Below are 23,347 nucleotides of genomic sequence, written 5' to 3'. Positions count from 1 at the left end.
TTTTACCATTAATACTATTTATAATTAGAATTCCTGACGCAGTTAAGAGACTGCTTATGTAAATTGTGAAAGGAAAATAGGTATTACAAAGCACTAATAAAAGACAGCTTTTAAAATAAAGGTGTTTTTAAATTGTTTCTTCTTATACGATGAGTAATAGTATTAGAAACTAGGTGATAGGAAGGAGTAGTTACAAGTACAGGCAACGTTATATCAGTAACTATTCCTCCAGTTGTAGATGTTCAAGAAGTATATAAAGGACGATTAATTTTTAATTAAATTTACCGTTTGTTTGGCAATTTCTAACTCTTCATTAGTGGGAATCACCAAAATTCTTGCTTTTGAATCCTCTTTATTTATGGCTCTAATGGTTCTTAAATCAGAATTATTTTTTTCAACATCCAAATGAATGCCTAAAAAATCTAAATTTTCACAAACCAACTGTCTCATTAATTTGCAGTTTTCCCCAATACCAGCTGTAAATACTATAGCATCCAACCCATTTAAAACAGCCGCATAACTACCAATGTATTTTTTAATACGGTAAGCATTCATTTGTAAGGCAAGAATACACTCTTTATTACCTCTTGCAGCCATCGTTTCAATATCTCTTAAATCGTTATAGCCTGTTAATCCTAACATACCGCTTTTTTTGTTTAAAAGAGTGTTTGTTTCTTTTAAACTATAACCTAATTTGTCTTTCAAATGAAAAATAATAGAAGGATCTATGTCGCCCGAGCGTGTTCCCATTATTAATCCATCTAAAGGAGAAAACCCCATGGAGTGATCGATACTTTTGCCATTTTTAATGGCTGTCATACTGCAACCGTTGCCTAAATGAATGGTGATAATTTTTGATTCTTCTTTCCCTAAAAATTCAATTGCTTTTTCTGAAACATATTTGTGACTTGTGCCATGAAACCCATATAAACGGATGTGATGTTCGGTTAGAAACTCATTAGGAATCGCGTATTTATAAGCTACTTCTGGAATGGTTTGAAGAAAAGCTGTGTCAAAAACAGCGACTTGTTTTGCTTTTGGAAAAATATCTTCGGCAACTATAATACCTTCTAAATTGGCGGGATTATGTAAAGGTGCTAAAGAAGCTAAGGTTTTAATTTTTTCTTTTACATCTTCGGTAATTAAGGTTGGTTTACTAAAAAAGATACCACCATGTACCACTCTATGCCCAACAATAGCGATATCTTTGGGAGATTTTATAATACCTGTATCTTTATCTAAAAGGTGTTGAGCCACTAATTTTAATGCTGTTTTATGATTTAAAATTTTAGATTCTAATTCAATGGAGCCTTTATCTGTTTTAAATCTTAAAATAGCATCATTAAAACCAATACGTTCTACTACTCCAGAACATAAAATGGTTTCTTTTGGCATTGAAAATAATTGAAATTTTAGGGAAGAACTCCCTGAATTTAATATTAATACTTGCATATTTAATTTTCTTGGGCTTGTATGGCGGTTATTATTACGGTACTATAAATATCGTCTACGGTGCAGCCTCTGCTTAAGTCGTTAACAGGTTTGTTCAACCCTTGTAAAACAGGTCCAATGGCTAGGGCTCCTGTTTCGCGTTGTACAGCTTTATAGGTGTTGTTTCCAGTATTTAAATCTGGAAAAATAAGCACACTGGCGCTACCTGCAACTTCAGAATTGGGTAATTTGCTTTTTCCTATACGCATGTCAACTGCAGCATCATATTGAATAGGGCCTTCAATTTTTAAGGTGGGTGATAGTGTTTTAACAATTTCGGTAGCTTCTCTAACTTTGTCAACATCGGCACCTTTTCCCGATGTACCCGAAGAATACGATAACATCGCAACCTTGGGTTCAATACCAAAATCTTTAGCAGTTTGGGCAGATGAAATGGCAATTTCTGCCAATTCTTGTGCATTGGGATTGGGATTAATGGCACAATCTCCAAAAACGGAAATTCGGTCTTCTAAACACATAAAGAAAATAGATGATACAATATTTACACCAGGTTTAGTTTTGATAAATTGTAATGCTGGAAGTAAGGTGTGTTGTGTGGTATGCACGGCACCAGATACCATACCATCGGCATGCCCTTTGTAAATCATCATGGTGCCAAAATAGGATACGTCGGACATAGCATCTCTTGCCATCTCTAAATTAACGTTTTTATGTTTTCTAAGTTCGTAAAAAGTATTTACGTAATCATCAAAATAAGGAGATGTCGTTGGAGACACGATATTGATAGCATTCAAATCTAATGAAATGTCCAGTTTTTCAATACGTTCTTTAATTAATTCTTCATCACCAATAAGGGTTAATTCTACTACTTGCGCATTTATCAATCGTGCTGCAGCTTCTAAAATGCGTTCGTCGCCACCTTCGGGTAACACAATATGCTTTTTATTTTTTAAGGCACGTTGTAATAAATTATATTGAAACATTCTAGGTGTGAATACGCTCGATTCAAAGGTTATTAACCTATCCGCAAGTTTATCCGTATCCACGTGTTTTTCAAAAGTAGAAATAGAGGTGGTAATTTTTTCTTCGTTTTCAGCGTAAATTTTAGATTTAATATTACCTATTTTATTAGTAACTGCATAGGTGCCGTCTTTCACACTAATTACGGGTACAACACTAGAGAGTCCTTCAATAAGTTTTAAAATAGGTTCTTCGGGAATCAGGCCTCCTGTTAAAATAATACCAGAAATTTTCGGGTAGTTTTTGGAAATATTAGCTTGTAATGCTCCTAATATAATGTCGGCTCTATCACCTGGAGTAATCACTAAAGCGTTTTCTTTTAAGTGTGTTAAATAGTTGCGTAATTGCATGGCGCCTACGCTAAAGCTATCTATAAGATTATTTAGCATATCCTTACCAAAAAGAACTTTACCGTCTAGTAATTTTACAACCTCTTTTACTGTGGGGCTAGATAAACTGTGAATTTTTGGAATTACCGTAATATCCGTATTACTTATGCGCTTAAGGAGTAGGTTTTTTAATGTTGAAATGTCTTCAGGGTTTACTTTGTTGGTTATTATAGAAAGTACATTCACATCGTTTCTAAAAGTATCGTGTGCTAATTGAACACTATCCGTAATTTCTTTAAGTTCTTTCTTGTCACCTTGCATAACAATTATTACAGGAAGTCCTAGGTTTTTTGAAATTAGAATGTTTAAATCTAATTCTATGCTTGAGTTTTCATGTGAAAAATCGGTACCTTCAACTAAAACAAAATCAAAGTGAGTTTCAAGATATTTGTACTTTTTAATAATTTCATCCAGTACTTCACCCGATTTTCCTTGATTATATAAATCCAAAACTTCATTTCGGGTAAATGCATGGGTTTTTTTGTAATTGATGTCAATCTCAAAATGCGAAAGTATGGTGCTAATGTGGTTGTCCATTTCGCTTGGATCTAAATCTTCAATAATAGGTCTAAAGTATCCAACTTTAGCTGTTTTTCCTAAAAGCATACGCATTAAACCCAAAACAACCACAGATTTCCCGCTGTTTGGTTCAATAGTAGCTACATAAATTCCTTTGCTCATATTGTATTTGTAGTGTGAATAAAGGTAATTGGTTTTACGGTTCTAATCGTAAAAATTACACTTATTTTATTGTTAAAAAAATGACCTTACAAAGTTACTATCTGTCCTTTTTACTAAAGATGATATTAATCATAATTCCAATATAAAGTGTTTGTTTGGTCGTTACGCTAGAGGGAAGCGCTTTTCGTTAAATTTGTATTATTTTGAAGTCAATTCCCTAAAAAGCGATTCTAAACTCGCGTTTTTTTGGTTGAGTTGTAATATTTTTAATTTATTGTCGTGTGCAAAATCAAATACATGGGAACGCATATCTTCAGAGGTAGAAAAAGTGACTTCATATACAAAATCGTGTGTATTAACCACCGTTTTAACTTTTGGTAACTTTAATAAAAAAGCGTCTTCAACACGGTAATCAAACTCAACAATAACTATTTGTTCTTTGCTTTTGCGTAAGTCATTAAGTTTTTTGTCGGCAACAATTTCTCCTTTATTAATAATAATAACGCGGTCGCACATAGCTTCTACTTCCTGCATGATGTGTGTAGAAAGAAAAACAGTTTTAGTTTTACCAATTGATTTTATAAGGTTTCTAATCTCTACTAATTGGTTGGGATCTAAACCTGTAGTGGGTTCATCTAAAATTAAAACATCGGGATTGTGCAATAAGGCATTGGCTAAACCTACACGTTGGCGGTACCCTTTTGAGAGTTGTCCAATTGTTTTATGGGCTTCGGGGGTTAGGCCAGTAAGTTCAACAACTTCCTCAATACGCTCTTTATTAATTTTATAGATACTCGCATTAAAAGCCAAATACTCCTTAATATACATGTCTAAATACAAGGGGTTGTGTTCTGGTAAATACCCTACACTTTGTTGTACTTGTTGTTTATTGTTAGTTACATCAAATCCATTTACGGTAGCTGAACCTTCATTGGCGTCTAGGTAAGTGGTTAAGATTTTCATCATAGTAGACTTTCCTGCACCATTTGGACCTAAAAAACCAACAATTTCTGGTTTTTGAACTTTAAAAGAGATGTTGTTCAATGCTTTTTGGTTTCCGTAAAATTTCGAAACACCTTCTACCTGTATTGACATATTTAAAATTATTTATTCAAAAATAATGATTATCTAATGTAATGTATGTTTTGCTGTAAAATATTTAAAACTTTTGATAAATATGAAAAAAAAGGTTTTAACCTGTTTCTATTTCTTAAAATATTAATTACTTTAGCGGCATAATTATGAAGACAACAGTAGGTTATACATATTTTAGCGGATTTTATTTTTTCTTTAGCAGAAAAAACGAGACGTTGTATGTATAATTTATAAACATAAATTTTAATACTAAGTCTCGATGAAAATCGGGACTTTTTTTTGTATATGATAAAAACAGTAGCCATACAGGGCGTAAAAGGATCTTTTCATCATATTGTGTCGCAGCAATTTTTTGATAAGCCTGTTGATGCTATAGAATGTTTAACATTCGATCAAGTAGTCGATTCTTTGATAACCAAAGAATGTGATGCAGCTATCATGGCTTTAGAAAATTCCATAGCGGGATCTATCATTCCTAATTATGCCTTAATTAATAAGTTTGGGTTGCATATTGTTGGTGAACATTATTTAGATATTCAGCACAATTTAATGGCTCTACCTAATCAGAATATAAAAGAAATAAAGGAAGTGTATTCGCATCCCATGGCGTTATTGCAGTGTACGGAGTTTTTTAAACTACACCCTCATATTAAATTGATTGAAGATAAAGATACAGCAGAAGTTGCACAGCGTATACAAGAAAAGCAACTAAAGGGTGTTGGAGCTATAGCAAGTGCTATCGCAGCCGAAATTTTTGATTTGGACATTTTAGCAAAAAGTATTCAAACTATAAAGCACAACGAAACGCGTTTTGTAATTGTTAAGCGTACCAATTCGGAAGTGCCAGAAACACAAATTAATAAAGCATCGGTTCGGTTTGAGGCCGATCACAAACGAGGTAGTTTAGCGGCTATTCTAAATGTGATGAGCGATTGTAAATTGAGCTTAACTAAAATACAATCCTTACCCATTGTTGAAACACCTTGGAAATATGCTTTTTTTGTAGATATTACTTTTGAAAATTATAATGATTTTAAAAAGGCAAAATCTATTATAGAAATTATGGCACAAAGTTTTAAAGTTTTGGGCGAGTATAAAAACGCAAAATTATGATTGAGGCAGCTAACAGATTGAACACCGTTGAAGAGTACTACTTCTCAAAAAAAATGAGAGAGGTGAATTTGCTTATTGCCAATGGTGAGCCTATTATTAATTTGGGGATTGGTAGCCCAGATATGCAGCCTCCACAAAAGGTTATTGATGCTTTAAATGAAGGGTTTGCAAGCCCAAGTGCACATAAATACCAAAGTTATCAAGGCTTACCGGAATTAAGAGAGGCTATTGCTGATTTTTATAAAGCCCATTTTTCGGTAAACTTAAGCCCATCCACAGAAATCTTGCCATTAATGGGGAGCAAGGAAGGGATTATGCATATTTCTATGGCATACCTTAATGAAGGGGATGAGGTGTTAATACCAAACCCAGGGTATCCAACATATGCGTCGGTTACAAATTTAGTTGGTGCCATTCCTGTTTTTTATGAGTTGGATGAAGCTACAAATTGGTTGCCAGATTTTGATGCTTTAGAAAAATTAGATTTAAGTAAAGTAAAAATAATGTGGGTGAATTACCCGCATATGCCAACAGGTGCACAACCAAGTAAGTCTTTATTTGAAGACTTAGTAGCCTTTGGTAAAAAACATAATATTTTAATTGTTAACGACAATCCATACAGTTTTGTTTTAAACGATTCATATAGAAGTATTTTAGAAGTTGAAGGTGCTAAAGAGGTGTGTTTAGAATTAAATTCCTTAAGTAAAACATTTAACATGGCAGGATGGCGTGTTGGTATGGTTGTTGGCGATAGTAATCATATAAACAATGTTTTAAAAGTGAAAAGTAATATGGATTCTGGAATGTTTTATGGCATTCAAAGAGGCGCTATTGAAGCTTTAAAATGTTCGAACATGTGGTTTGTGACTTTAAACAATGTTTACAAACAACGTAGAGATTTAGTATGGCAATTAGCCGAGGCTTTAAATTGTACTTACGATAAAAATGCGACTGGTTTATTTGTTTGGGCTAAGTTACCACCTTTTGTAAAGTCGGAGGAGTTTATAGATTTAGTACTTAAAAACAATCATATATTCATTACACCAGGAACTATTTTTGGTAGTAAAGGTGAAGGATACATACGGTTTTCCTTGTGTGCTTCCACTGAAGTTTTAGAAGAAGCAATAGCACGAGTAAAATGAGCAAACAGTTTGCTATAACAGTAAATAGAGATAATTAGTAGTAATTTAAAAGCCCGCTCCTTTGGAGAGGGTTGGGAGAGGGAAATGAAAAATATATACATGATAGGCGTTGGGTTAATAGGCGGAAGTCTTGCTATTGATATTAAAAAGAAATATCCAGAGGTGGTTATTCATGGTATCAGTAGAAAAGAAACGACGCTTGACGAAGCATTAACGCTGAAGTTAATTGATAAAAAGGCAACTTTGGATGATGTTGTTCATGCCGATTTAGTAATTATTTCTATTCCTGTTGATGCTACTGTAAAATTATTACCAATTGTTTTAGATAAAATATCAGACAATGGTTTGGTGGTAGATGCAGGCTCAACAAAAGCCGATATTTGTAAAGTGGTTGAAAATCATCCGAAACGAAGAAATTTTTTAGCAATGCATCCTATTGCGGGAACAGAACATTCAGGACCTAGTGCAGCTATTCCTGATTTGTTTGTTGGGAAAACAAATATTATTTGTGAAGTTGAAAAAACAACATTCAAACTTCAAGAAAAAGCGTTGGAGTTGTTTAAATCGATTGGTATGCGTATGCGTTACATGAATCCAGAGGCACATGATAAACACATTGCTTACGTATCGCATTTATCGCATATTAGTGCGTTTATGTTAGGTAAAACGGTGATTGATAAAGAAAAGAACGAACGTGATATTTTTGATATGGCGGGAAGTGGATTTGCCTCAACCGTGCGTTTAGCGAAAAGTTCACCAGAAATGTGGACACCCATTTTTAAACAAAACAAACAAAATGTTATAGAAACATTGGAAGAATATATAACAAATCTGACTCATTTTAAAGACTTAATGAAAGAGGATGATTTTGATGCTATTTTTAAAGAAATGAAAGAAACTAATTATATAAAAGATATTTTAAAGGGAATAAATTAAATATAAATTACCAATTATAAAATGCCAAATTTCAATGGTAGCCCGATAACAATTTTGGGATTTGGAATTTGATTATTGAAATTTTACTAAAATTATGGAAAACAAAAAAGAAATGAGAACGTGGTTAGATGATTTAAATTTAAGTCATCCACTGGTAATTGCAGGACCTTGTAGTGCTGAAACAGAAGAGCAAGTATTAAGAATAGCACATGAGCTAAAAGATACGGATGTAAGTTATTTTAGAGCAGGTATTTGGAAACCAAGAACACGTCCAGGAATGTTTGAAGGTGTTGGTGCGTTAGGTTTAAAATGGTTGCAAAAGGTAAAAGCAGAAACTGGTATGAAAATTTGTACCGAAGTAGCAAACGCTGCCCATGTAAAATTAGCTTTAGAGCATGATGTAGATTTATTATGGATTGGTGCACGTTCTACAGTAAGCCCATTCATTATGCAAGAAATTGCAGATGCTTTACAAGGAACCGATAAACCTGTTTTAATTAAAAACCCTGTAAATCCAGATTTAGCTTTATGGTTAGGTGGTATTGAAAGAATTTACAAAGCGGGTGTTAAAAATATTGGTGCGATTCATAGAGGGTTTTCAACTTATGAAAAAACAAAATACAGAAACAATCCAGAATGGCAATTAGCTATTGAGTTTCAAAATAAATATCCAGATATTCCATTAATCAACGATCCCTCGCATATTACCGGAAAGCGTGATATGATTTTTGATGTATCTCAAGCTGCTTTAGATTTAAACTTTGATGGGTTAATGATTGAAACCCATTACGATCCAGATAACGCTTGGAGTGATGCTTCTCAACAAGTAACGCCAAAAACTTTAGTTCAAATCATGAAAGATTTGAAAATTAGAAAAGAAAGCGATCCAGAAGCTGATTATAATAAGGAGCTTAATAATTTAAGAGCACAAATTGACGTGGTTGACAATCAAATTATTGAGTTATTGGGTAAACGTATGAAAGCTGCCGATGGTATAGGCGCCCTTAAAAAACAGAAAAACGTTGCTGTATTACAAAGTAAGCGTTGGAATGAAATTTTAGGTAAAATGGTTATTGAGGGAGAATCTCAAGGCTTAAGTGAAGAGTTTATTTTAAAAATGTTTAAAGCGATTCACCAAGAATCAATTAATCACCAAGAGAAGGTGATTAATGGTTAGTATTATAAAAAAAGCCTCACAATTGTGAGGCTTTTTTTTATAATATAGTTTTTATTTAGTTCTTTTAAAAAGGTATCTAGTAATAAAAATCCCTTGACCATCACCTTTTCCTCCTTCACTTTCTACACCGCTTGTTACAAAAGCTAATTCCCATCCTTCTTGAATCATAGTGTTTATTTTTGAAGTGATAATGGCATCATTAGCAGCAATATTTTGAAAGCGAATACCTCCTATATTATAAAAGTTTAACAATTTCGTTTCATCAAAATCTTTAACTCTTATTTCATCACGTTTAGATTTATTACGAGTATTATCGTCTTCAGTTTGTGTGGTGGTAAATTCTTTATAATCTTTTTCTTCGTTTGCACTGATAAGTCTAGAACGTCCTAAACCATTAGGAACAATTGACTCTACACTAGTTACAACTTTATACTCTACTTGTGCGTTAGTTTCAATAAATGAGAATAAAGCAATACATAATACAATTAATAATTTTTTCATGTTGTTTGGTTTTTAAAATTAAGATGCTAAAATATGAAAATGATCGACAAAACGATTATAAAAACCGATAAGTTGATGTTTTATGTAAATAATAGTTAATATTGGTTATGGGAATAGTGCTGTTTAATCAAAAACTGAATTGATTCATCTCTCGTTTTAAAAGATTTGATTTTTTCTATTGGGTATCCCTGAGCATTAATACAAATAATATAACTCATGATTGCAAAACGATCCATTATATGTAGATTTGTTATAAGTTTCCTTCTGGAATTTATATCATAAATATTATTGATTAAGGAAAGCAACTTGTAACAAAAAAGCAATTATTGAAGGGTAAATTCAATTTAAAAATTGTTATTTTGTGTTATAATAAAATGAATGACAGGACTCGTTTATAAATCTACAGGAAGTTGGTACACCGTTAAAACCGAATTGGGTGAAACGTACGAATGCCGTATAAAAGGTAAATTTCGAATACAAGGAATAAAAAGTACCAATCCTATTTCGGTTGGAGATGTTGTGGATTTTGAGTTAGAAACCGATAACAATCAGGTGTCGGGTGTCATTCATAATATACATGATAGAACCAATTATATTGTTCGTAAATCTGTAAATTTATCAAAACAAACACATATTATAGCTTCTAATATCGATCAGGTTTTTTTAATGATTACCATTAACAACCCTCCAACTTTAACCAGTTTTATTGATCGGTTTTTGGTAACAGCAAATGCGTATTCCATTAAAACAGTTCTACTATTTAATAAAGTAGATACATATGATGAAGAAACCTTAAATGAAGTGAGGTTTTTGGCACATACTTATCGACAAATAGGTTATGAATGTATTGGGGTTTCGGCCAAAACTGGTAAAAATGTAGATAAGGTAAAAGCACTGATGCTTGATAAAGTGAGTATGTTTTCAGGACATTCAGGTGTTGGGAAATCAACCCTTCTAAATACCATTGAGCCAGGTTTGAACATTAAAACTAAAGAAATTTCAACATTACACATGCAAGGTCAGCATACTACTACATTTGCAGAAATGTTTGATTTAGGTTTTGGTGGAAAAATTATAGATACGCCTGGAATAAAAGGTTTTGGAGTGGTAGATATGGACAAAGAAGAAGTAGGCGATTATTTTCCTGAAATTTTCAAACTAAAACAAGATTGCAAGTTCAATAACTGTCTACATGTTAGAGAACCAAATTGTGCCGTGAAGAAGGCATTAGATAACGACGAGATTGCCTTTTCTCGCTATCGAAGTTATTTACAAATTATTGAAGGTGAAAATGAGCATTATAGAACTGATAATTGGGAGAATCAATAGACAGTTTACGAGAAATTTAATTTTAACATAACAGTTCCCTTTTCTTTTGATAAGAGTTAGGGGGTAGGAAGGAATGAAAGTTGTAATTCAAAGAGTTTCAAAAGCAAGTGTTACTATTGAAGGTAAAAAGATGGCGTCTATTTCAAACGGACTTTTAATTCTTTTTGGTATTGTAAATGATGATACACTAGAAGATATTAAATGGCTGTCTAATAAAATCATAAATCTTCGTGTTTTTGGTGATGCCGATGGTGTTATGAATAAGTCAATATTAGATGTTAAGGGAGATATTATTGCCGTGAGCCAATTCACATTACACGCTGCGACCAAAAAAGGCAACCGCCCTAGTTATATTAAGGCAGCAAAACCAGATGTTGCCATCCCGCTTTACCAAGCATTTATAAAACAAGTAGAAACTGATTTGGGTACATCTATACAAACAGGCCAATTTGGTGCCGATATGAAAGTAGAACTGATTAACGATGGCCCTGTAACTATAATAATTGATTCAAAAAACAAAGAATAGTGGCATCCATTTTTGGTCATAGTGTCGTTGGTTTTACCTTAACAAAACTTATAGATACCAAGCACACAAAAAGGTTACTCTTAGTAGCTATTTTTTCAACTATTTTACCAGATTTTGATGTTGTAAGTTTCCAATTGGGAATTCCATATCTGCATCTTTTGGGGCATCGTGGATTTACACATTCTTTGTTATTTGCGTTATTGTGGGCATTTGTTATAATGTTTACATTAGGGAAACAGCGTAAACTTATTTGGTTTTTGGTGATTCTTTTTTCAACACTATCTCATGGTATTTTAGATGCTATGACTTCTGGAGGTAAAGGTGTAGGCTTTTTTATTCCTTTTGATAACAATCGCTTTTTCTTTCCTTTTAGAGAAATTAGAGTGTCACCTATTGGTATTGAAAAATTTTTTTCAGAAAGGGGAATTCAAGTCTTGTTAAGCGAATTCAAGTATGTGATTATCCCTTGTTTTATCATATTAGGTGTAAGGTTTTTAATTTTTAAACTAAAAGACAGGTATTACAACGAAATATGATTTTTCTTATGTGAATAATTCTTGTAATATTTTATATTTAAGATTTCAATTAAACTTAAATACAATTTATGAAGTTAAAACTTATTATTTTATATTTTGTTTTATTCGCAACACTACAAATTTATTCTCAAGAAAACTTACTTGTTAGTTTAACAATTCCTGCTAATTTAAAGGAAAACGCTAATGCTGTTATTCGTTCTAATCAAATAGATATCACAATAAACTCTGTGAATGATATGACGGTTTATGAAAAGCGAATTATAACCGTATTAAATAAAGAAGGAAATAGCAATATCGACGCTTTTGTGCATTATGATAATAATGTAAAAATAAAAACATTAGAAGTTTTAGTGTTTAATCAATTTGGTGCGGTTATTAAAAAAGTAAAGAAGAATGATTTTAAAGATGTGAGTGCGGTAGATGGCGGTACGTTATATTCAGACTCTAGAGTTAAATATTTAGAATACACCCCAATTTCGTATCCATACACCATAGAATTTGTTAGTGAAATCAATACTAAAAATACAGCTTTTATAGAGTCGTTTACCCCAATCAACGACCATTTTTTAAGTGTTGAAAATAGCTCATATACCATAAGTTTTCCTAGCGATATAACAATTAGAACTAAGGAAAAGAATTTAGAAGGAATTGATTTGTTTAAGGAAGCTCTTCAGAACAAAATAAGCTATAAGGTGAAAAATATAGAAGCTATCAAACCTGAAGCTTATAGTCCGTCTTTAGTTGATATCGCTCCAAAAATTTTAGTAACTTCAAATAAGTTTGCTTTGGAAGGCGTGCAAACAGAAGTTGAAGATTGGGCGGATTTTGGAAAGTGGATGTATCAAGATTTAATAAAAGATACCCACGATTTACCAGTTAGTACTGTTGCCATGATACAAAATCTTGTAAAAGATGAAGCGACAGATTTAGATAAAGCACGAAAAGTTTATGATTACGTTCAAAATAAGACTCGTTATATAAGTGTACAAGTAGGTATTGGTGGCTGGAAACCATTTAAGGCTTCAGAAGTTGATAAATTAGGGTATGGCGATTGTAAAGCCTTAACCAATTACACCATGTCCCTTTTAAACGCGGCGGGTATTCAGTCAAATTATACTGTTGTTTACGCAGGAAGTTCACAAAGAAATTTAGAAAACGATTTTGCTGCCATGCAAGGTAATCATGTAATTCTTAATATTCCAATTGCAAATGAAGAAGATATCTGGTTAGAATGTACCAGCCAGAAACTCCCTTTTGGTTTTATAGGTGATTTTACCGATGATAGGGATGTTTTGGTAATAACTCCAGAAGCTGGCAAAATAAAACATACAAAAAAGTATACCACAGAAGAGAATACACAGTTTATAAACGGAAGTTATACCGTGTCTAACGATGGCTTCATTGATGTGAAAATAACCGTAAACTCTAAAGGCATACAATACGATAATAAGTATTGGTTAGAAACTGAAACCGAGCGAGATTTAGATACTCGTTACAAAAAACGCTGGAATTATGTGAATGGTATGAGAATTAATAATATGCAGATTAACAACAACAAATTAGATAATGAGTTTGTTGAAGATGTTAGTTTTGTAGCACCCAACTATTCTAAAATAGTGGGAAATAGAATGCTACTTACAGTAAATGCCTTAAATAGAAATACAGATATTCCCGATCGATATAGAGATAGAAAATTGCCACTTAAAATTAAAAGAGGCTTTAAAGATGTAGATGAAGTTGAAATTAAATTACCAGAAGGTTTTACCATAGAATCATCTCCTGATAATGCTCTTATAGAAAATAAATTTGGCAGCTATAAAATTGAAATTGTTGTTAAAGACGATTCAACTTTACTTTATAAACGTGAATTAGTAATTAATGATGGTGAATATCCAAAAGAGGATTACGAAACTTATAGAGATTTTTATAAAGAAATAAATAAACTAGATAATTCAAAAATAGCATTAATTAAAAACCAATAATAAATGAGAATTACAACACTATTTTTAATTATTTGCTTTTGTATGAACTCATTTGCTCAAAATTTTAGTTTTGGTAAAGTTTCAAAACAAGAATTAGAAGAAAAATTTAATCCTTTAGACTCTTTCGCAAATGCCGCATACTTACATAAATATAGAAGAACTTATTTTCAATATGATCAAGAAAAAGGATTTGTGGTGGTTACTGAAATCTTCGAGCGTATAAAAATATACACCCAAGAAGGCTTCGATTACACTACAAAAAAGGTGAGTCTTTATAAAAGTAATCGTGACCAGGAGGAATTTTCAAATTTAAAAGCATATACCTATAATTTAATAGAAGGGAAAATTATTAATGAAAAACTAGGAAAAGATGGAATTTTTGAATCTGAGTTAAACAAGTATCTAAATCAAGTGAAATTTACTATGCCTAATATTAAAGTAGGCTCTATTATTGAATATAAGTATAGAGTTGAATCTCCTTTTATTGCAAATATTGATGATTTTGTATTTCAACATGATATACCAATACACAGTTTAGAGGCTTCTTTTGAAGCTCCTGAGTATTATAATTTTAAATTATTGACTAAAGGGTTTTTAAGTGTTATTCCAAAAGTTGAAGTGAGACATGGTAAAATAACAATTATGGAGAAAGAAAGAAGTGATGGTTTTAGTGGGCCTGTAAAAACAACATTTAGTTCTTCAAATTTAGATTTTAAAAAAAATGTGACCTCTTATAGTTTGACAAATGTTTCCGCCTTAAAAGAAGAGCCCTACGTAAATAACATTAATAATTACTGTTCGGCTATTAGTTACGAATTATCTTATGTTAAGTACCCACAATCACCTATAAAGTATTATTCTACAACCTGGGAAGATGTGGTTAAAACTATTTTTCAAAGTCCAAGTTTTGATATAGAGTTAGGGAAAACGGGTTATTTTGAAGAAGATATTGATGCTTTAATAAATAGTACTTCAGATCCAATAATGAGGGCATCATTAATTTATAATCATGTAAAACATAGAGTGAAATGGAATGGCTATTACGGAAAATATACCGATGGAGGTGTGCGTAAGGCCTATAAAGATCAAGTAGGTAATGATGCCGAAATAAATTTAATGTTAACAGCAATGCTAAGGTATGCTGGATTAAATGCAAACCCTGTTTTAGTTAGCACAAGACATAATGGAATACCTTTGTTTCCAACACTAGATGGTTATAACTATGTCGTTTCTGCTATTGAAACATCAAATGGCGTTATTCTGTTGGATGCTACTAGTAAATACAGTACACCAAATATCTTGCCTATAAGAACATTGAATTGGGAAGGTAGAATTGTAAGAGATGATAAAAGCTCTTCTACAATAAGTTTATATCCAAAAGAGAAATCTAAAAATATTGTAACAATAATAGCCAATTTAAAACAGAATGGCAATTTAGAGGGTGCTATAAGAATTGCGAAAACAAATTATAGTGCCATGACTTATAGAGAACAATATTTAGAGACTGATAAAAGTCAATATTTAGAAAAACTAGAAAACGAGTATGGTGGTATGGAGATAGATGAGTTTGAGGTTAAAAACGAAATGGATTTATCCAATCCTGTTATGGAGTCATTTAAATTTACTTTAGAAGGTCAAGTAGATGTTATAGCAGATAAGTTATATTTTTCTCCTCTATTCTTTTTAAAAACAAAAGAAAATCCATTTAAGTTAGAAAAGAGAGAGTTTCCAGTAGATTTTGGCTATTCTTCAAGTAGTAGATACATGATAAGTGTTGACCTGCCAGAGGGCTATAGAGTAGAAGTTATTCCAGAATCAGTCATATTAGCTTTACCAGATAACTTAGGTGCATTTAAATACAATATATCAGTTATTGGTTCAAAAATTCAATTGGTAATAGATGCAGAAATGAATCAAGCAATTATCTCTCCCATTTATTATGAAGCTTTAAAAGAGTATTTTAGCAAGATGATAGAAAAAGAAGCAGAACAAATAGTTTTAACAAAAGTATAATGAACATTCAAAACGCACAACAAGAAGTAGACAAATGGATTAAAGACCACGGCGTTCGCTATTTTAACGAACTCACTAATATGGCACAACTTACCGAAGAAGTGGGTGAAGTTGCCCGTATTATTGCCCGTCGCTATGGAGAACAAAGCGAAAAAGAAAGCGATAAAGATAAAGACCTAGGCGAAGAACTTGCCGATGTGTTGTTTGTAGTATTATGTTTAGCAAACCAAACTGGTGTCGATTTACAACAAGCTTTCGATACAAGAATGGACAAGAAAGGAAAACGAGACCACGACAGGCATCATAATAATGAAAAACTAAAATAAATTATAAGTATATTTGAACGCTTCTTTTAAGAAGCGTTTTTTATGTTAGTTCGAGTACAGTCGCGAACTATTTGTTACTTTTTTAATTTATAAAATGAATATCACACTTCAAAAATCGCAAATCGCAAATAGTCAATCTAAAATCACAATAACAGGTTCTAAAAGTGAATCCAATAGATTATTGCTTTTAAAAGCATTATATCCATCTATTAATCTAGAAAATGTTTCGAATTCAGATGATAGTTGTTTAATGACGGATGCTTTAAAATCAACGTCTAATGTGGTTGACATTCATCACGCAGGAACTGCGATGCGATTTTTAACAGCGTATTTTTCAATTCAAGAAGGACGAGAAGTGACCCTTACAGGTTCAAAACGTATGAAAGAGCGTCCTATTCAAATTTTGGTAGAGGCACTTCAGGAACTTGGAGCAGAGATTGAGTATGTTGAAAATTCAGGGTATCCTCCTATAAAAATTAAAGGAAAAAAACTAACCAAAAATAGAGTGTCCTTGCAGGCTAATGTTAGTAGTCAGTATATTTCAGCATTACTATTAATAGCTTCAAAACTTGAAAATGGTATTGAGTTAACACTTGAAGGTGAAATAACTTCGGTACCTTATATTAAAATGACGTTGAGTTTGTTGGATGAAATAGGTGTAGAATCCTCATTCATCGGAAACATAATAACCGTAAAACCCAACACCCAGAACTCAACACCCAACACCTTAACCGTAGAGTCCGATTGGTCTTCGGCATCTTATTATTTCAGTATTGCGGCACTTTGCGAAGTTGGAACAGAAATAATACTGTCATCTTACAAAGAAAACTCCTTGCAGGGAGATTCTGTGTTGGTCGAAATCTATAAGTCTTTTGGAGTAGAAACAACTTTTGAAAATAACACAATGACTTTGGTTAAATCATCAATCGCCAATTGTCAATCGTCAATCGAATTCGATTTGGCAAATGCACCAGACATTGCTCAAACCATAGCAGTAACTTGTTTTGCCCTGGGATTAGCTTGTAATTTAACAGGACTTCATACCTTAAAAATTAAAGAAACCGATAGGTTAGTCGCTTTAAAAACCGAAATTGAAAAATTAGGTGGCAACGTGAATATTACTGACAAGTCATTACATCTTTCAGCATCAAACACCATAAAAGAATACGTGCCTATTGCCACTTATAACGACCATAGAATGGCTATGGCATTTGCACCATTGGCCCTTAAAACGCCAATAGTTATTGAAGAAGCTGAGGTGGTTTCAAAATCATATCCAACCTTTTGGAACGACTTAGAATCTATTGGTTTTAAAATAACTAAATAATAATCACGTATTTACTTGACAAGGCCTATTCCACAATCGTATATTTGCAGCCGTTTGTAACTTTAAGCATTGGTTTATAAACGAATAACAACTAAACAAATAAACTCTTTTTTACATGAAGTTATCACACTTTGGTTTTAATTTACCAGAAGAATTACTCGCAGAATATCCAGCAGAAAATAGAGACGAATCTCGTTTAATGGTTCTAGATAGAAAAAAACAAACCATTGAGCATAAAATGTTCAAAGATATTATTGATTATTTTGATGAAGATGATGTTTTAATTCTTAATAATACTAAAGTATTTCCTGCCAGATTATATGGTAATAAAGAAAAAACAGGCGCAAGAATTGAGGTTTTTTTATTAAGAGAATTAAACGAAGAACAACGCCTTTGGGATGTATTGGTCGATCCTGCACGTAAAATAAGAATCGGTAATAAGTTATACTTTGGAGACGACGATACGTTAGTAGCCGAGGTTATTGATAATACAACGTCTCGTGGTCGTACATTACGTTTTCTATATGATGGATCTTATAAAGAATTTCGCAGAAAACTAAATGAACTTGGCGAAACACCACTTCCAAAATATATTAAAAGAGAAGTGCAACCTGAAGATGAAGAGCGTTATCAAACTATTTATGCTAAAAATGAAGGAGCTGTAGCTGCACCAACAGCCGGACTTCATTTCTCTAAACACCTGTTAAAACGTTTAGAAATTAAAGGTGTTAAATTTGCTGAAGTTACTTTACATGTTGGTTTAGGAACTTTTAATCCAGTGGAAGTAGAAGATCTTTCTAAACACAAAATGGATAGTGAAGAGCTAAAAATTGAAGGAAAAGCAGTAGAAATAGTGAATGCTGCGAAAAAAAATAAAAAACGTATTTGTGCTGTAGGTACTACTGCCATGCGTGCTATTGAAAGTTCAGTATCATCAGGTGGAGAATTAAACGAAGTAGAAGGATGGACTAATAAGTTCATTTTTCCTCCTTATGATTTTAGTATTGCTAACTGCATGATAACTAACTTCCACACACCAAAATCAACTTTGTTAATGATGGCTTCTGCATTTGCAGGTCACGATTTCATTAAAAAGGCATACGAAGAAGCTATAAAAGAAAAGTATAAATTCTACAGTTATGGCGATGCCATGTTGATCATATAAAATATAAAGAGCCTTGTTAATTCAAGGCTTTTTTTATACAATTAATTTGGGCATTACCCAGAGGGTCGCGCTTTCCGCTATATCTTTTTTTTCGTGCCTCAAAAAAGGATGCCGCTGCAATCGCTAATGCACCAGCCAAAGGTTCGGTTTAAATTGAGTTTAACCCTAACTCCAACGCTTCATAAAAATATAAATTAACATTTGAGTAAGCACGTAGCAGTTTCCTTATTAAGGAGGGATTAAGGGAGAAAATTTTCCCTATTTTTGCATCACTTATGGCAGTTATAAAAAAAGACATACGCGCATTAACTAAAGAACAACTTCGTGACTTCTTCGAAAAAGAAGGCGATAAAGCCTTTCGGGGCAATCAGGTTTACGAATGGTTGTGGCAAAAAGGAGCACATTCGTTTGATGACATGACCAATGTTTCGAAAGAAACGCGACAAATGCTTGAAGATAACTTTGTTATTAATCACATAAAAGTAGATACAATACAACGCAGTAACGATGGTACGGTTAAAAATGCCGTACGTTTACACGACGGGTTAATTGTAGAGTCCGTTTTAATACCAACAGAAACAAGAACAACGGCCTGTGTGTCGAGTCAAGTTGGTTGTAGCTTAGATTGTAAATTTTGTGCCACCGCACGTTTAAAACGCATGCGTAATTTGAATCCTGATGAAATTTATGATCAAGTAGTAGTTATTGACAACGAAAGTAAATTGTATTTCAACCGCCCACTTAGTAATATTGTTTTTATGGGTATGGGTGAACCACTTATGAATTACAATAACGTTATTAAAGCCATTGATAAAATTACATCTCCAGAAGGTTTAGGGATGTCTCCAAAACGTATTACAGTTTCAACATCAGGTGTGCCTAAAATGATTAAAAAAATGGCTGATGATGATGTAAAATTTAATTTAGCAGTCTCATTACATTCAGCAATCGATGAGGTTCGAACTACCATCATGCCTTTTAATGAACATTTTCCTTTAGAAGATTTACGCGAATCTTTAGAATATTGGTACGCTAAAACCAAAAGTAGAATTAGCTATGAATATGTGGTTTGGAAAGGAATTAACGATTCTAAAAAAGATATTGATGCCTTTGTAGCGTTTTGTAAATATGTGCCCTGTAAAGTTAATATTATTGAATATAACCCTATTGATGATGGTGAATTTCAGCAAGCATCAAACGAAGCTTTAGAAAATTATATTTCTGCATTAGAAAAAAACCGAATAGTAGTGAATGTGCGTCGTAGTCGAGGTAAAGATATTGATGCGGCTTGCGGACAATTAGCAAATAAAAGTTAACCTAAAGCTTTGTCATTCTTCTGATATAATAGATTTTTGAATTTCTTAAATCGAAATAAAACATGATGTGTTAGAATGAATTCACTTACTAAAAAACATCAAACTTTTTTATATAATTCATTTGAAATAGTATCTTTAAACTCTGAATGAAAATAGTAGAGCAAATAAAATACCCTATAGCCTTTGAAATGGATCTTTTCGAGCAAAAGTTCCTTTTGTCAATGTCTAGTAAAGTGGCTTTACTTAATAGAATTACAACTTACATAGTAAACCGAAAAGGGAAACAAATGCGACCCATGTTCGTATTTCTGGTAGCCAAAATGGTGTCAAACGGTGAAGTAAGCGAGCGTACATATAGAGGAGCTTCAGTTATTGAATTAATACATACTGCCACTTTGGTACATGATGATGTGGTAGATGATAGTAACCGTCGCCGCGGTTTTTTCTCTGTAAATGCCCTTTGGAAAAATAAAATAGCCGTTTTAATAGGTGATTATTTATTATCAAAAGGCTTGCTTTTAAGTATCGATAACAATGATTTCGATTTGCTTAAAATCATCTCTATCGCCGTGCGCGAAATGAGTGAGGGCGAATTACTTCAAATTGAAAAAGCTAGAAAACTTGATATTACTGAAGCTGTTTATTATGAAATTATTCGACAAAAAACAGCAACTTTAATTGCAGCTTGCTGTAGTTTGGGTGCTGCTTCTGTAAAACCAGAATCGGTTCACGTAGAAGCCATGCGTAAATTTGGTGAGTTAATAGGGATGGCATTTCAAATTAAAGATGATTTATTTGATTATAGCGACGACCAAATAGGTAAACCAACAGGTATAGACATTAAAGAACAAAAAATGACCCTGCCGTTAATTTACGTATTAAATCAAGCCGATAAAAAAGATAAGAAGTGGTTAATTAATTCTATAAAAAACCACAATAAAGACAAAAAACGTGTTAAAGAAGTTATCACTTTTGTGAAAAATAATGGAGGTTTAGATTATGCTATTACTAAAATGGATCAGTTTCAAGAAGAAGCACTACAAATTCTTCAAACCTATCCAGAATCAAATTACAGAAATTCACTGGAATTGATGGTGAATTATGTTATTGAAAGAAAGAAATAGTAGGCCTATTATATTGTCTTTGATATCATTTTATTTTGCGTGAAGTATTGGTTTTTTGTAATACCTTTTTCTTAACCAAAAGGAAACTTTAACTAGAAAAATCAATGCGGGAACTTCCACCAAAGGACCTATGACGCCTGCAAATGCTTGTCCAGAATTTAATCCAAAAACAGCTATAGCAACTGCAATAGCTAATTCAAAGTTATTTCCAGCAGCAGTAAAAGAAACAGCAGCAGCTTTATCATAGTCAGCCCCTGTAGCTTTGCTAAAGAAAAATCCAATTAAGAACATTAAGCTAAAATAAATAAGTAAAGGCAATGCAATTATTAAAACATCCATAGGAATTTCAACTATCATTTTTCCTTTCAATGAAAACATAACGACAATAGTAAATAATAGAGCAATGAGTGTTATGGGAGAAATGGCAGGTATGAATTTTTTCGTGTACCAATCTTCGCCTTTTAGCTTAATTAGAGCAATCCGACTTAAAATACCTAATAAAAAGGGGATTCCTAAATAGATGGCAACACTTTCGGCTATGGTTTTAATGGATATATCTACAATGGCTCCTTCAAACCCAAAATAGGGAGGTAGCACGGTAATAAAAATCCAAGCATAAAAACTATAGGCAAAAACTTGAAAAATACTGTTTAAGGCTACTAAACCAGCGCCATATTCGCTGCTACCCTCCGCAAGGTCGTTCCAAACCAGCACCATGGCAATACATCTAGCTAAGCCAATTAGAATAAGTCCTACCATATATTCAGGGTAATCCCGCAAGAACGTAATTGCTAAGATGAACATTAAAACAGGTCCAATAATCCAATTAAGAATAAGTGAAATTGAAAGTATTTTTATGTTTTTAAAAACTTTTGGTAATAAGGAATAATTAACCTTTGCTAAAGGAGGATACATCATTAAAATCAACCCAATTGCAATTGGAATATTAGTAGTTCCGCTACTAAATGAGTTTATTATTTTTGGAAAATTTGGAGCGATATTCCCTATTCCAACGCCTAATGCCATTGCTACAAAAATCCACAGGGTTAGGTTTCTGTCTAGAAAGCTAAGTCTTTTAGATGTTGCCATTTTTTATATTTATAAGTGAGAATACATAAAAAAGTTCGGTAGCTATTTGAAGACTCCTTTCATTATATTTTTCAATTTGTTGAGGCGTATTATCAAAAGCTTTTGGATCTTCAAAGGTAATCGGAATTCGTTTTTCGGCACCTGCAATAAACGGGCAACCTCCATCGGCTTGAGAACAGGTCATAATAGCAGCGAATTCAGATTTCGGGTTAAAACTATCATCCAGTTTTTTTGAAAACCCAATGATAGGATGTTCATTTTCGGTATACTTTATGCTGTAAACAGGATTGTCTCCTTTCGAAATGGTATTGATTTCAAAACCAGAATTTTTTAATGTTTCTGCAACTACAGGAAATAAAGCGGTTGCTTCGGTGCCACCAGAATAGCAAAATACATTTTTAATATCAAAATGTGCCGCCATAGTTTGCGCCCAAATTTGAGACAAATGGCTTCTTCGTGAATTGTGTGTACAAATAAAGTTGATGCGTATGGTTTGTTGTGTGTCGCTTTTAGTTTTAATATAATCGATTAAAGGTTGTAAAGTCGCTTTACGTTCTTTAGTAATTGTTTCAACATTTAAGGTTGAAATAATATTTTCTATGGTGTCAAATAATTTCATATAATTTTTTTTAAAATTAGCAACAACCGTTTCCTGGGGTACAAGAAGCACCTGCAGGTATAATTTCAGATAGTTGAACTTTTTGCTTTTCTGCTGGCACACCACATTGGTCTTGAGCCAAACAATCAGTTTGCTTTGATGTTAATAAAAAGTTATTACCATCAAAGTCTAACCCAAACTTTCCAATAGTGTCCGCTTGATATTCCACTTCTATCTCTAAATCCTCTATGCTTAATATTTTCTCGGAAAGCTTAATGATGTCTAATAGTTTTTCTGGATGCAATCTGTGGTCGTAGTCGTTAGCATTCCAAAGTTGCAAATTAACGACGTCCTCTTTACGCACCGTGCCACCACAATCGATGAAGCTTTTGGTTATTTTACCAACTTCGGTAACGTGAAAATGTGTGGGTACTAAATCGCCATTAGGTAATTGAAAAGCGATGGTGTCTAATTGACTTAATATTGTTTTTATTTCTGAAAGTTTCATAT

The 23,347-nt window shown here is 32.8% G+C and carries 21 protein-coding genes; 14 read left to right on the top strand and 7 right to left on the bottom strand.

The features are described from left to right. Positions 1–264 precede the first annotated feature (264 nt). The 3 genes from QLS71_RS04475 to gldA form a co-directional block, all read right to left on the bottom strand. Positions 265–1,452 carry an acetate kinase gene (locus QLS71_RS04475; protein ID WP_308990718.1) on the bottom strand — a complete coding sequence of 396 codons (1,188 nt, stop codon included), beginning with the start codon at positions 1,450–1,452 and terminating at the stop codon, positions 265–267. 2 nt (positions 1,453–1,454) lie between these two features. After that, entirely contained in the window at positions 1,455–3,542 is a 2,088-nt protein-coding gene (gene pta, locus QLS71_RS04470) for a phosphate acetyltransferase (RefSeq protein WP_308990717.1), read from the bottom strand. A 198-nt stretch (positions 3,543–3,740) separates the two neighbouring features. Beyond that, a complete protein-coding gene (gene gldA, locus QLS71_RS04465) occupies positions 3,741–4,637 on the bottom strand; it encodes a gliding motility-associated ABC transporter ATP-binding subunit GldA (RefSeq protein ID WP_308990716.1) in 897 nt (298 codons plus the stop codon). Positions 4,638–4,922: 285 nt separating this feature from the next. Here gldA and QLS71_RS04460 point away from each other — a divergent pair, with 285 nt between their 5' ends. The 4 genes from QLS71_RS04460 to QLS71_RS04445 all read left to right on the top strand — a co-directional run bounded on the left by QLS71_RS04460 (position 4,923) and on the right by QLS71_RS04445 (position 9,005). Then, on the top strand, positions 4,923–5,750 hold the full coding sequence (locus QLS71_RS04460) for a prephenate dehydratase (protein WP_308990715.1): 828 nt from the start codon (positions 4,923–4,925) through the stop codon (positions 5,748–5,750). Then, entirely contained in the window at positions 5,747–6,892 is a 1,146-nt protein-coding gene (locus QLS71_RS04455; protein ID WP_308990714.1) for an aminotransferase class I/II-fold pyridoxal phosphate-dependent enzyme, read from the top strand. The genes QLS71_RS04460 and QLS71_RS04455 overlap by 4 nt, the downstream gene beginning before the upstream one ends. 84 nt (positions 6,893–6,976) lie before the next feature. After that, entirely contained in the window at positions 6,977–7,828 is an 852-nt protein-coding gene (locus tag QLS71_RS04450) for a prephenate dehydrogenase (RefSeq protein ID WP_308990713.1), read from the top strand. A gap of 94 nt (positions 7,829–7,922) precedes the next feature. Next, positions 7,923–9,005, top strand: coding sequence for a bifunctional 3-deoxy-7-phosphoheptulonate synthase/chorismate mutase type II (locus QLS71_RS04445; RefSeq protein ID WP_308990712.1), 1,083 nt, complete (start codon positions 7,923–7,925; stop codon positions 9,003–9,005). A 51-nt stretch (positions 9,006–9,056) separates the two neighbouring features. On the opposite strand, the gene QLS71_RS04440 is transcribed toward QLS71_RS04445, so the two are convergent. Beyond that, positions 9,057–9,506: a hypothetical protein gene (locus tag QLS71_RS04440; protein ID WP_308990711.1), complete on the bottom strand. Its 450-nt coding sequence runs from the start codon at positions 9,504–9,506 to the stop codon at positions 9,057–9,059. Between the two features lie 378 nt (positions 9,507–9,884). Here QLS71_RS04440 and rsgA point away from each other — a divergent pair, with 378 nt between their 5' ends. The 10 genes from rsgA (at position 9,885) to QLS71_RS04390 (ending at position 21,150) form a co-directional block, all read left to right on the top strand. Next, positions 9,885–10,835 (top strand): ribosome small subunit-dependent GTPase A, encoded by a 951-nt coding sequence (rsgA, locus tag QLS71_RS04435; protein WP_308990710.1) that lies wholly within the window; start codon positions 9,885–9,887, stop codon positions 10,833–10,835. A gap of 73 nt (positions 10,836–10,908) precedes the next feature. Then, a complete protein-coding gene (dtd, locus tag QLS71_RS04430) occupies positions 10,909–11,361 on the top strand; it encodes a D-aminoacyl-tRNA deacylase (protein ID WP_308990709.1) in 453 nt (150 codons plus the stop codon). Further along, entirely contained in the window at positions 11,361–11,897 is a 537-nt protein-coding gene (locus QLS71_RS04425) for a metal-dependent hydrolase (protein ID WP_308990708.1), read from the top strand. The genes dtd and QLS71_RS04425 overlap by 1 nt, the downstream gene beginning before the upstream one ends. Before the next feature lie 68 nt (positions 11,898–11,965). After that, a complete protein-coding gene (locus tag QLS71_RS04420) occupies positions 11,966–13,879 on the top strand; it encodes a DUF3857 domain-containing transglutaminase family protein (protein WP_308990707.1) in 1,914 nt (637 codons plus the stop codon). A gap of 3 nt (positions 13,880–13,882) precedes the next feature. Then, positions 13,883–15,892 carry a DUF3857 domain-containing protein gene (locus QLS71_RS04415; protein WP_308990706.1) on the top strand — a complete coding sequence of 670 codons (2,010 nt, stop codon included), beginning with the start codon at positions 13,883–13,885 and terminating at the stop codon, positions 15,890–15,892. Continuing rightward, entirely contained in the window at positions 15,892–16,218 is a 327-nt protein-coding gene (locus tag QLS71_RS04410; RefSeq protein ID WP_308990705.1) for a nucleotide pyrophosphohydrolase, read from the top strand. Before QLS71_RS04415 ends, QLS71_RS04410 begins: the two co-directional genes overlap by 1 nt. 94 nt (positions 16,219–16,312) lie before the next feature. Next, on the top strand, positions 16,313–17,545 hold the full coding sequence (locus QLS71_RS04405) for a 3-phosphoshikimate 1-carboxyvinyltransferase (RefSeq protein ID WP_308990704.1): 1,233 nt from the start codon (positions 16,313–16,315) through the stop codon (positions 17,543–17,545). Between the two features lie 115 nt (positions 17,546–17,660). Then, positions 17,661–18,710 (top strand): tRNA preQ1(34) S-adenosylmethionine ribosyltransferase-isomerase QueA, encoded by a 1,050-nt coding sequence (queA, locus tag QLS71_RS04400; protein WP_308990703.1) that lies wholly within the window; start codon positions 17,661–17,663, stop codon positions 18,708–18,710. A gap of 275 nt (positions 18,711–18,985) precedes the next feature. Next, positions 18,986–20,026, top strand: coding sequence for a 23S rRNA (adenine(2503)-C(2))-methyltransferase RlmN (gene rlmN, locus QLS71_RS04395; RefSeq protein WP_308990702.1), 1,041 nt, complete (start codon positions 18,986–18,988; stop codon positions 20,024–20,026). A gap of 146 nt (positions 20,027–20,172) precedes the next feature. Next, positions 20,173–21,150: a polyprenyl synthetase family protein gene (locus QLS71_RS04390; RefSeq protein WP_308990701.1), complete on the top strand. Its 978-nt coding sequence runs from the start codon at positions 20,173–20,175 to the stop codon at positions 21,148–21,150. 30 nt (positions 21,151–21,180) lie between these two features. Here the strand turns inward: QLS71_RS04390 and arsB are convergent, their stop codons facing one another. From arsB to QLS71_RS04375, 3 genes are read right to left on the bottom strand one after another with little or no spacing between them, the layout of a single operon-like run. After that, positions 21,181–22,239 carry an ACR3 family arsenite efflux transporter gene (gene arsB / locus QLS71_RS04385; RefSeq protein WP_308990700.1) on the bottom strand — a complete coding sequence of 353 codons (1,059 nt, stop codon included), beginning with the start codon at positions 22,237–22,239 and terminating at the stop codon, positions 21,181–21,183. Beyond that, positions 22,226–22,858 (bottom strand): protein-tyrosine-phosphatase, encoded by a 633-nt coding sequence (locus tag QLS71_RS04380; protein WP_308990699.1) that lies wholly within the window; start codon positions 22,856–22,858, stop codon positions 22,226–22,228. Before QLS71_RS04380 ends, arsB begins: the two co-directional genes overlap by 14 nt. Positions 22,859–22,874: 16 nt before the next feature. Then, entirely contained in the window at positions 22,875–23,345 is a 471-nt protein-coding gene (locus QLS71_RS04375; protein WP_308990698.1) for a DUF6428 family protein, read from the bottom strand. Positions 23,346–23,347 lie beyond the last annotated feature (2 nt).

The sequence above is a fragment of the Mariniflexile litorale genome (assembly GCF_031128465.2).
Lineage (GTDB): Bacteria > Bacteroidota > Bacteroidia > Flavobacteriales > Flavobacteriaceae > Mariniflexile > Mariniflexile litorale.
Note: the sequence above shows the minus strand (reverse complement) of the source record. Positions and strands in the feature narration are given on the sequence as shown.

Excerpts from the sequence above, each read along its gene's own strand:
- QLS71_RS04460 (WP_308990715.1), top strand. The coding sequence starts at position 4,923 with ATGATAAAAACAGTAGCCATACAGGGCGTAAAAGGATCTTTTCATCAT.
- pta (WP_308990717.1), bottom strand. The coding sequence starts at position 3,542 with ATGAGCAAAGGAATTTATGTAGCTACTATTGAACCAAACAGCGGGAAA.
- QLS71_RS04475 (WP_308990718.1), bottom strand. The coding sequence starts at position 1,452 with ATGCAAGTATTAATATTAAATTCAGGGAGTTCTTCCCTAAAATTTCAA.
- rlmN (WP_308990702.1), top strand. The coding sequence starts at position 18,986 with ATGGCAGTTATAAAAAAAGACATACGCGCATTAACTAAAGAACAACTT.
- arsB (WP_308990700.1), bottom strand. The coding sequence starts at position 22,239 with ATGGCAACATCTAAAAGACTTAGCTTTCTAGACAGAAACCTAACCCTG.
- QLS71_RS04410 (WP_308990705.1), top strand. The coding sequence starts at position 15,892 with ATGAACATTCAAAACGCACAACAAGAAGTAGACAAATGGATTAAAGAC.
- gldA (WP_308990716.1), bottom strand. The coding sequence starts at position 4,637 with ATGTCAATACAGGTAGAAGGTGTTTCGAAATTTTACGGAAACCAAAAA.
- dtd (WP_308990709.1), top strand. The coding sequence starts at position 10,909 with ATGAAAGTTGTAATTCAAAGAGTTTCAAAAGCAAGTGTTACTATTGAA.
- QLS71_RS04450 (WP_308990713.1), top strand. The coding sequence starts at position 6,977 with ATGAAAAATATATACATGATAGGCGTTGGGTTAATAGGCGGAAGTCTT.
- QLS71_RS04420 (WP_308990707.1), top strand. The coding sequence starts at position 11,966 with ATGAAGTTAAAACTTATTATTTTATATTTTGTTTTATTCGCAACACTA.
- rsgA (WP_308990710.1), top strand. The coding sequence starts at position 9,885 with ATGACAGGACTCGTTTATAAATCTACAGGAAGTTGGTACACCGTTAAA.
- QLS71_RS04375 (WP_308990698.1), bottom strand. The coding sequence starts at position 23,345 with ATGAAACTTTCAGAAATAAAAACAATATTAAGTCAATTAGACACCATC.
- queA (WP_308990703.1), top strand. The coding sequence starts at position 17,661 with ATGAAGTTATCACACTTTGGTTTTAATTTACCAGAAGAATTACTCGCA.
- QLS71_RS04390 (WP_308990701.1), top strand. The coding sequence starts at position 20,173 with ATGAAAATAGTAGAGCAAATAAAATACCCTATAGCCTTTGAAATGGAT.
- QLS71_RS04455 (WP_308990714.1), top strand. The coding sequence starts at position 5,747 with ATGATTGAGGCAGCTAACAGATTGAACACCGTTGAAGAGTACTACTTC.
- QLS71_RS04415 (WP_308990706.1), top strand. The coding sequence starts at position 13,883 with ATGAGAATTACAACACTATTTTTAATTATTTGCTTTTGTATGAACTCA.
- QLS71_RS04380 (WP_308990699.1), bottom strand. The coding sequence starts at position 22,858 with ATGAAATTATTTGACACCATAGAAAATATTATTTCAACCTTAAATGTT.
- QLS71_RS04445 (WP_308990712.1), top strand. The coding sequence starts at position 7,923 with ATGGAAAACAAAAAAGAAATGAGAACGTGGTTAGATGATTTAAATTTA.
- QLS71_RS04440 (WP_308990711.1), bottom strand. The coding sequence starts at position 9,506 with ATGAAAAAATTATTAATTGTATTATGTATTGCTTTATTCTCATTTATT.
- QLS71_RS04405 (WP_308990704.1), top strand. The coding sequence starts at position 16,313 with ATGAATATCACACTTCAAAAATCGCAAATCGCAAATAGTCAATCTAAA.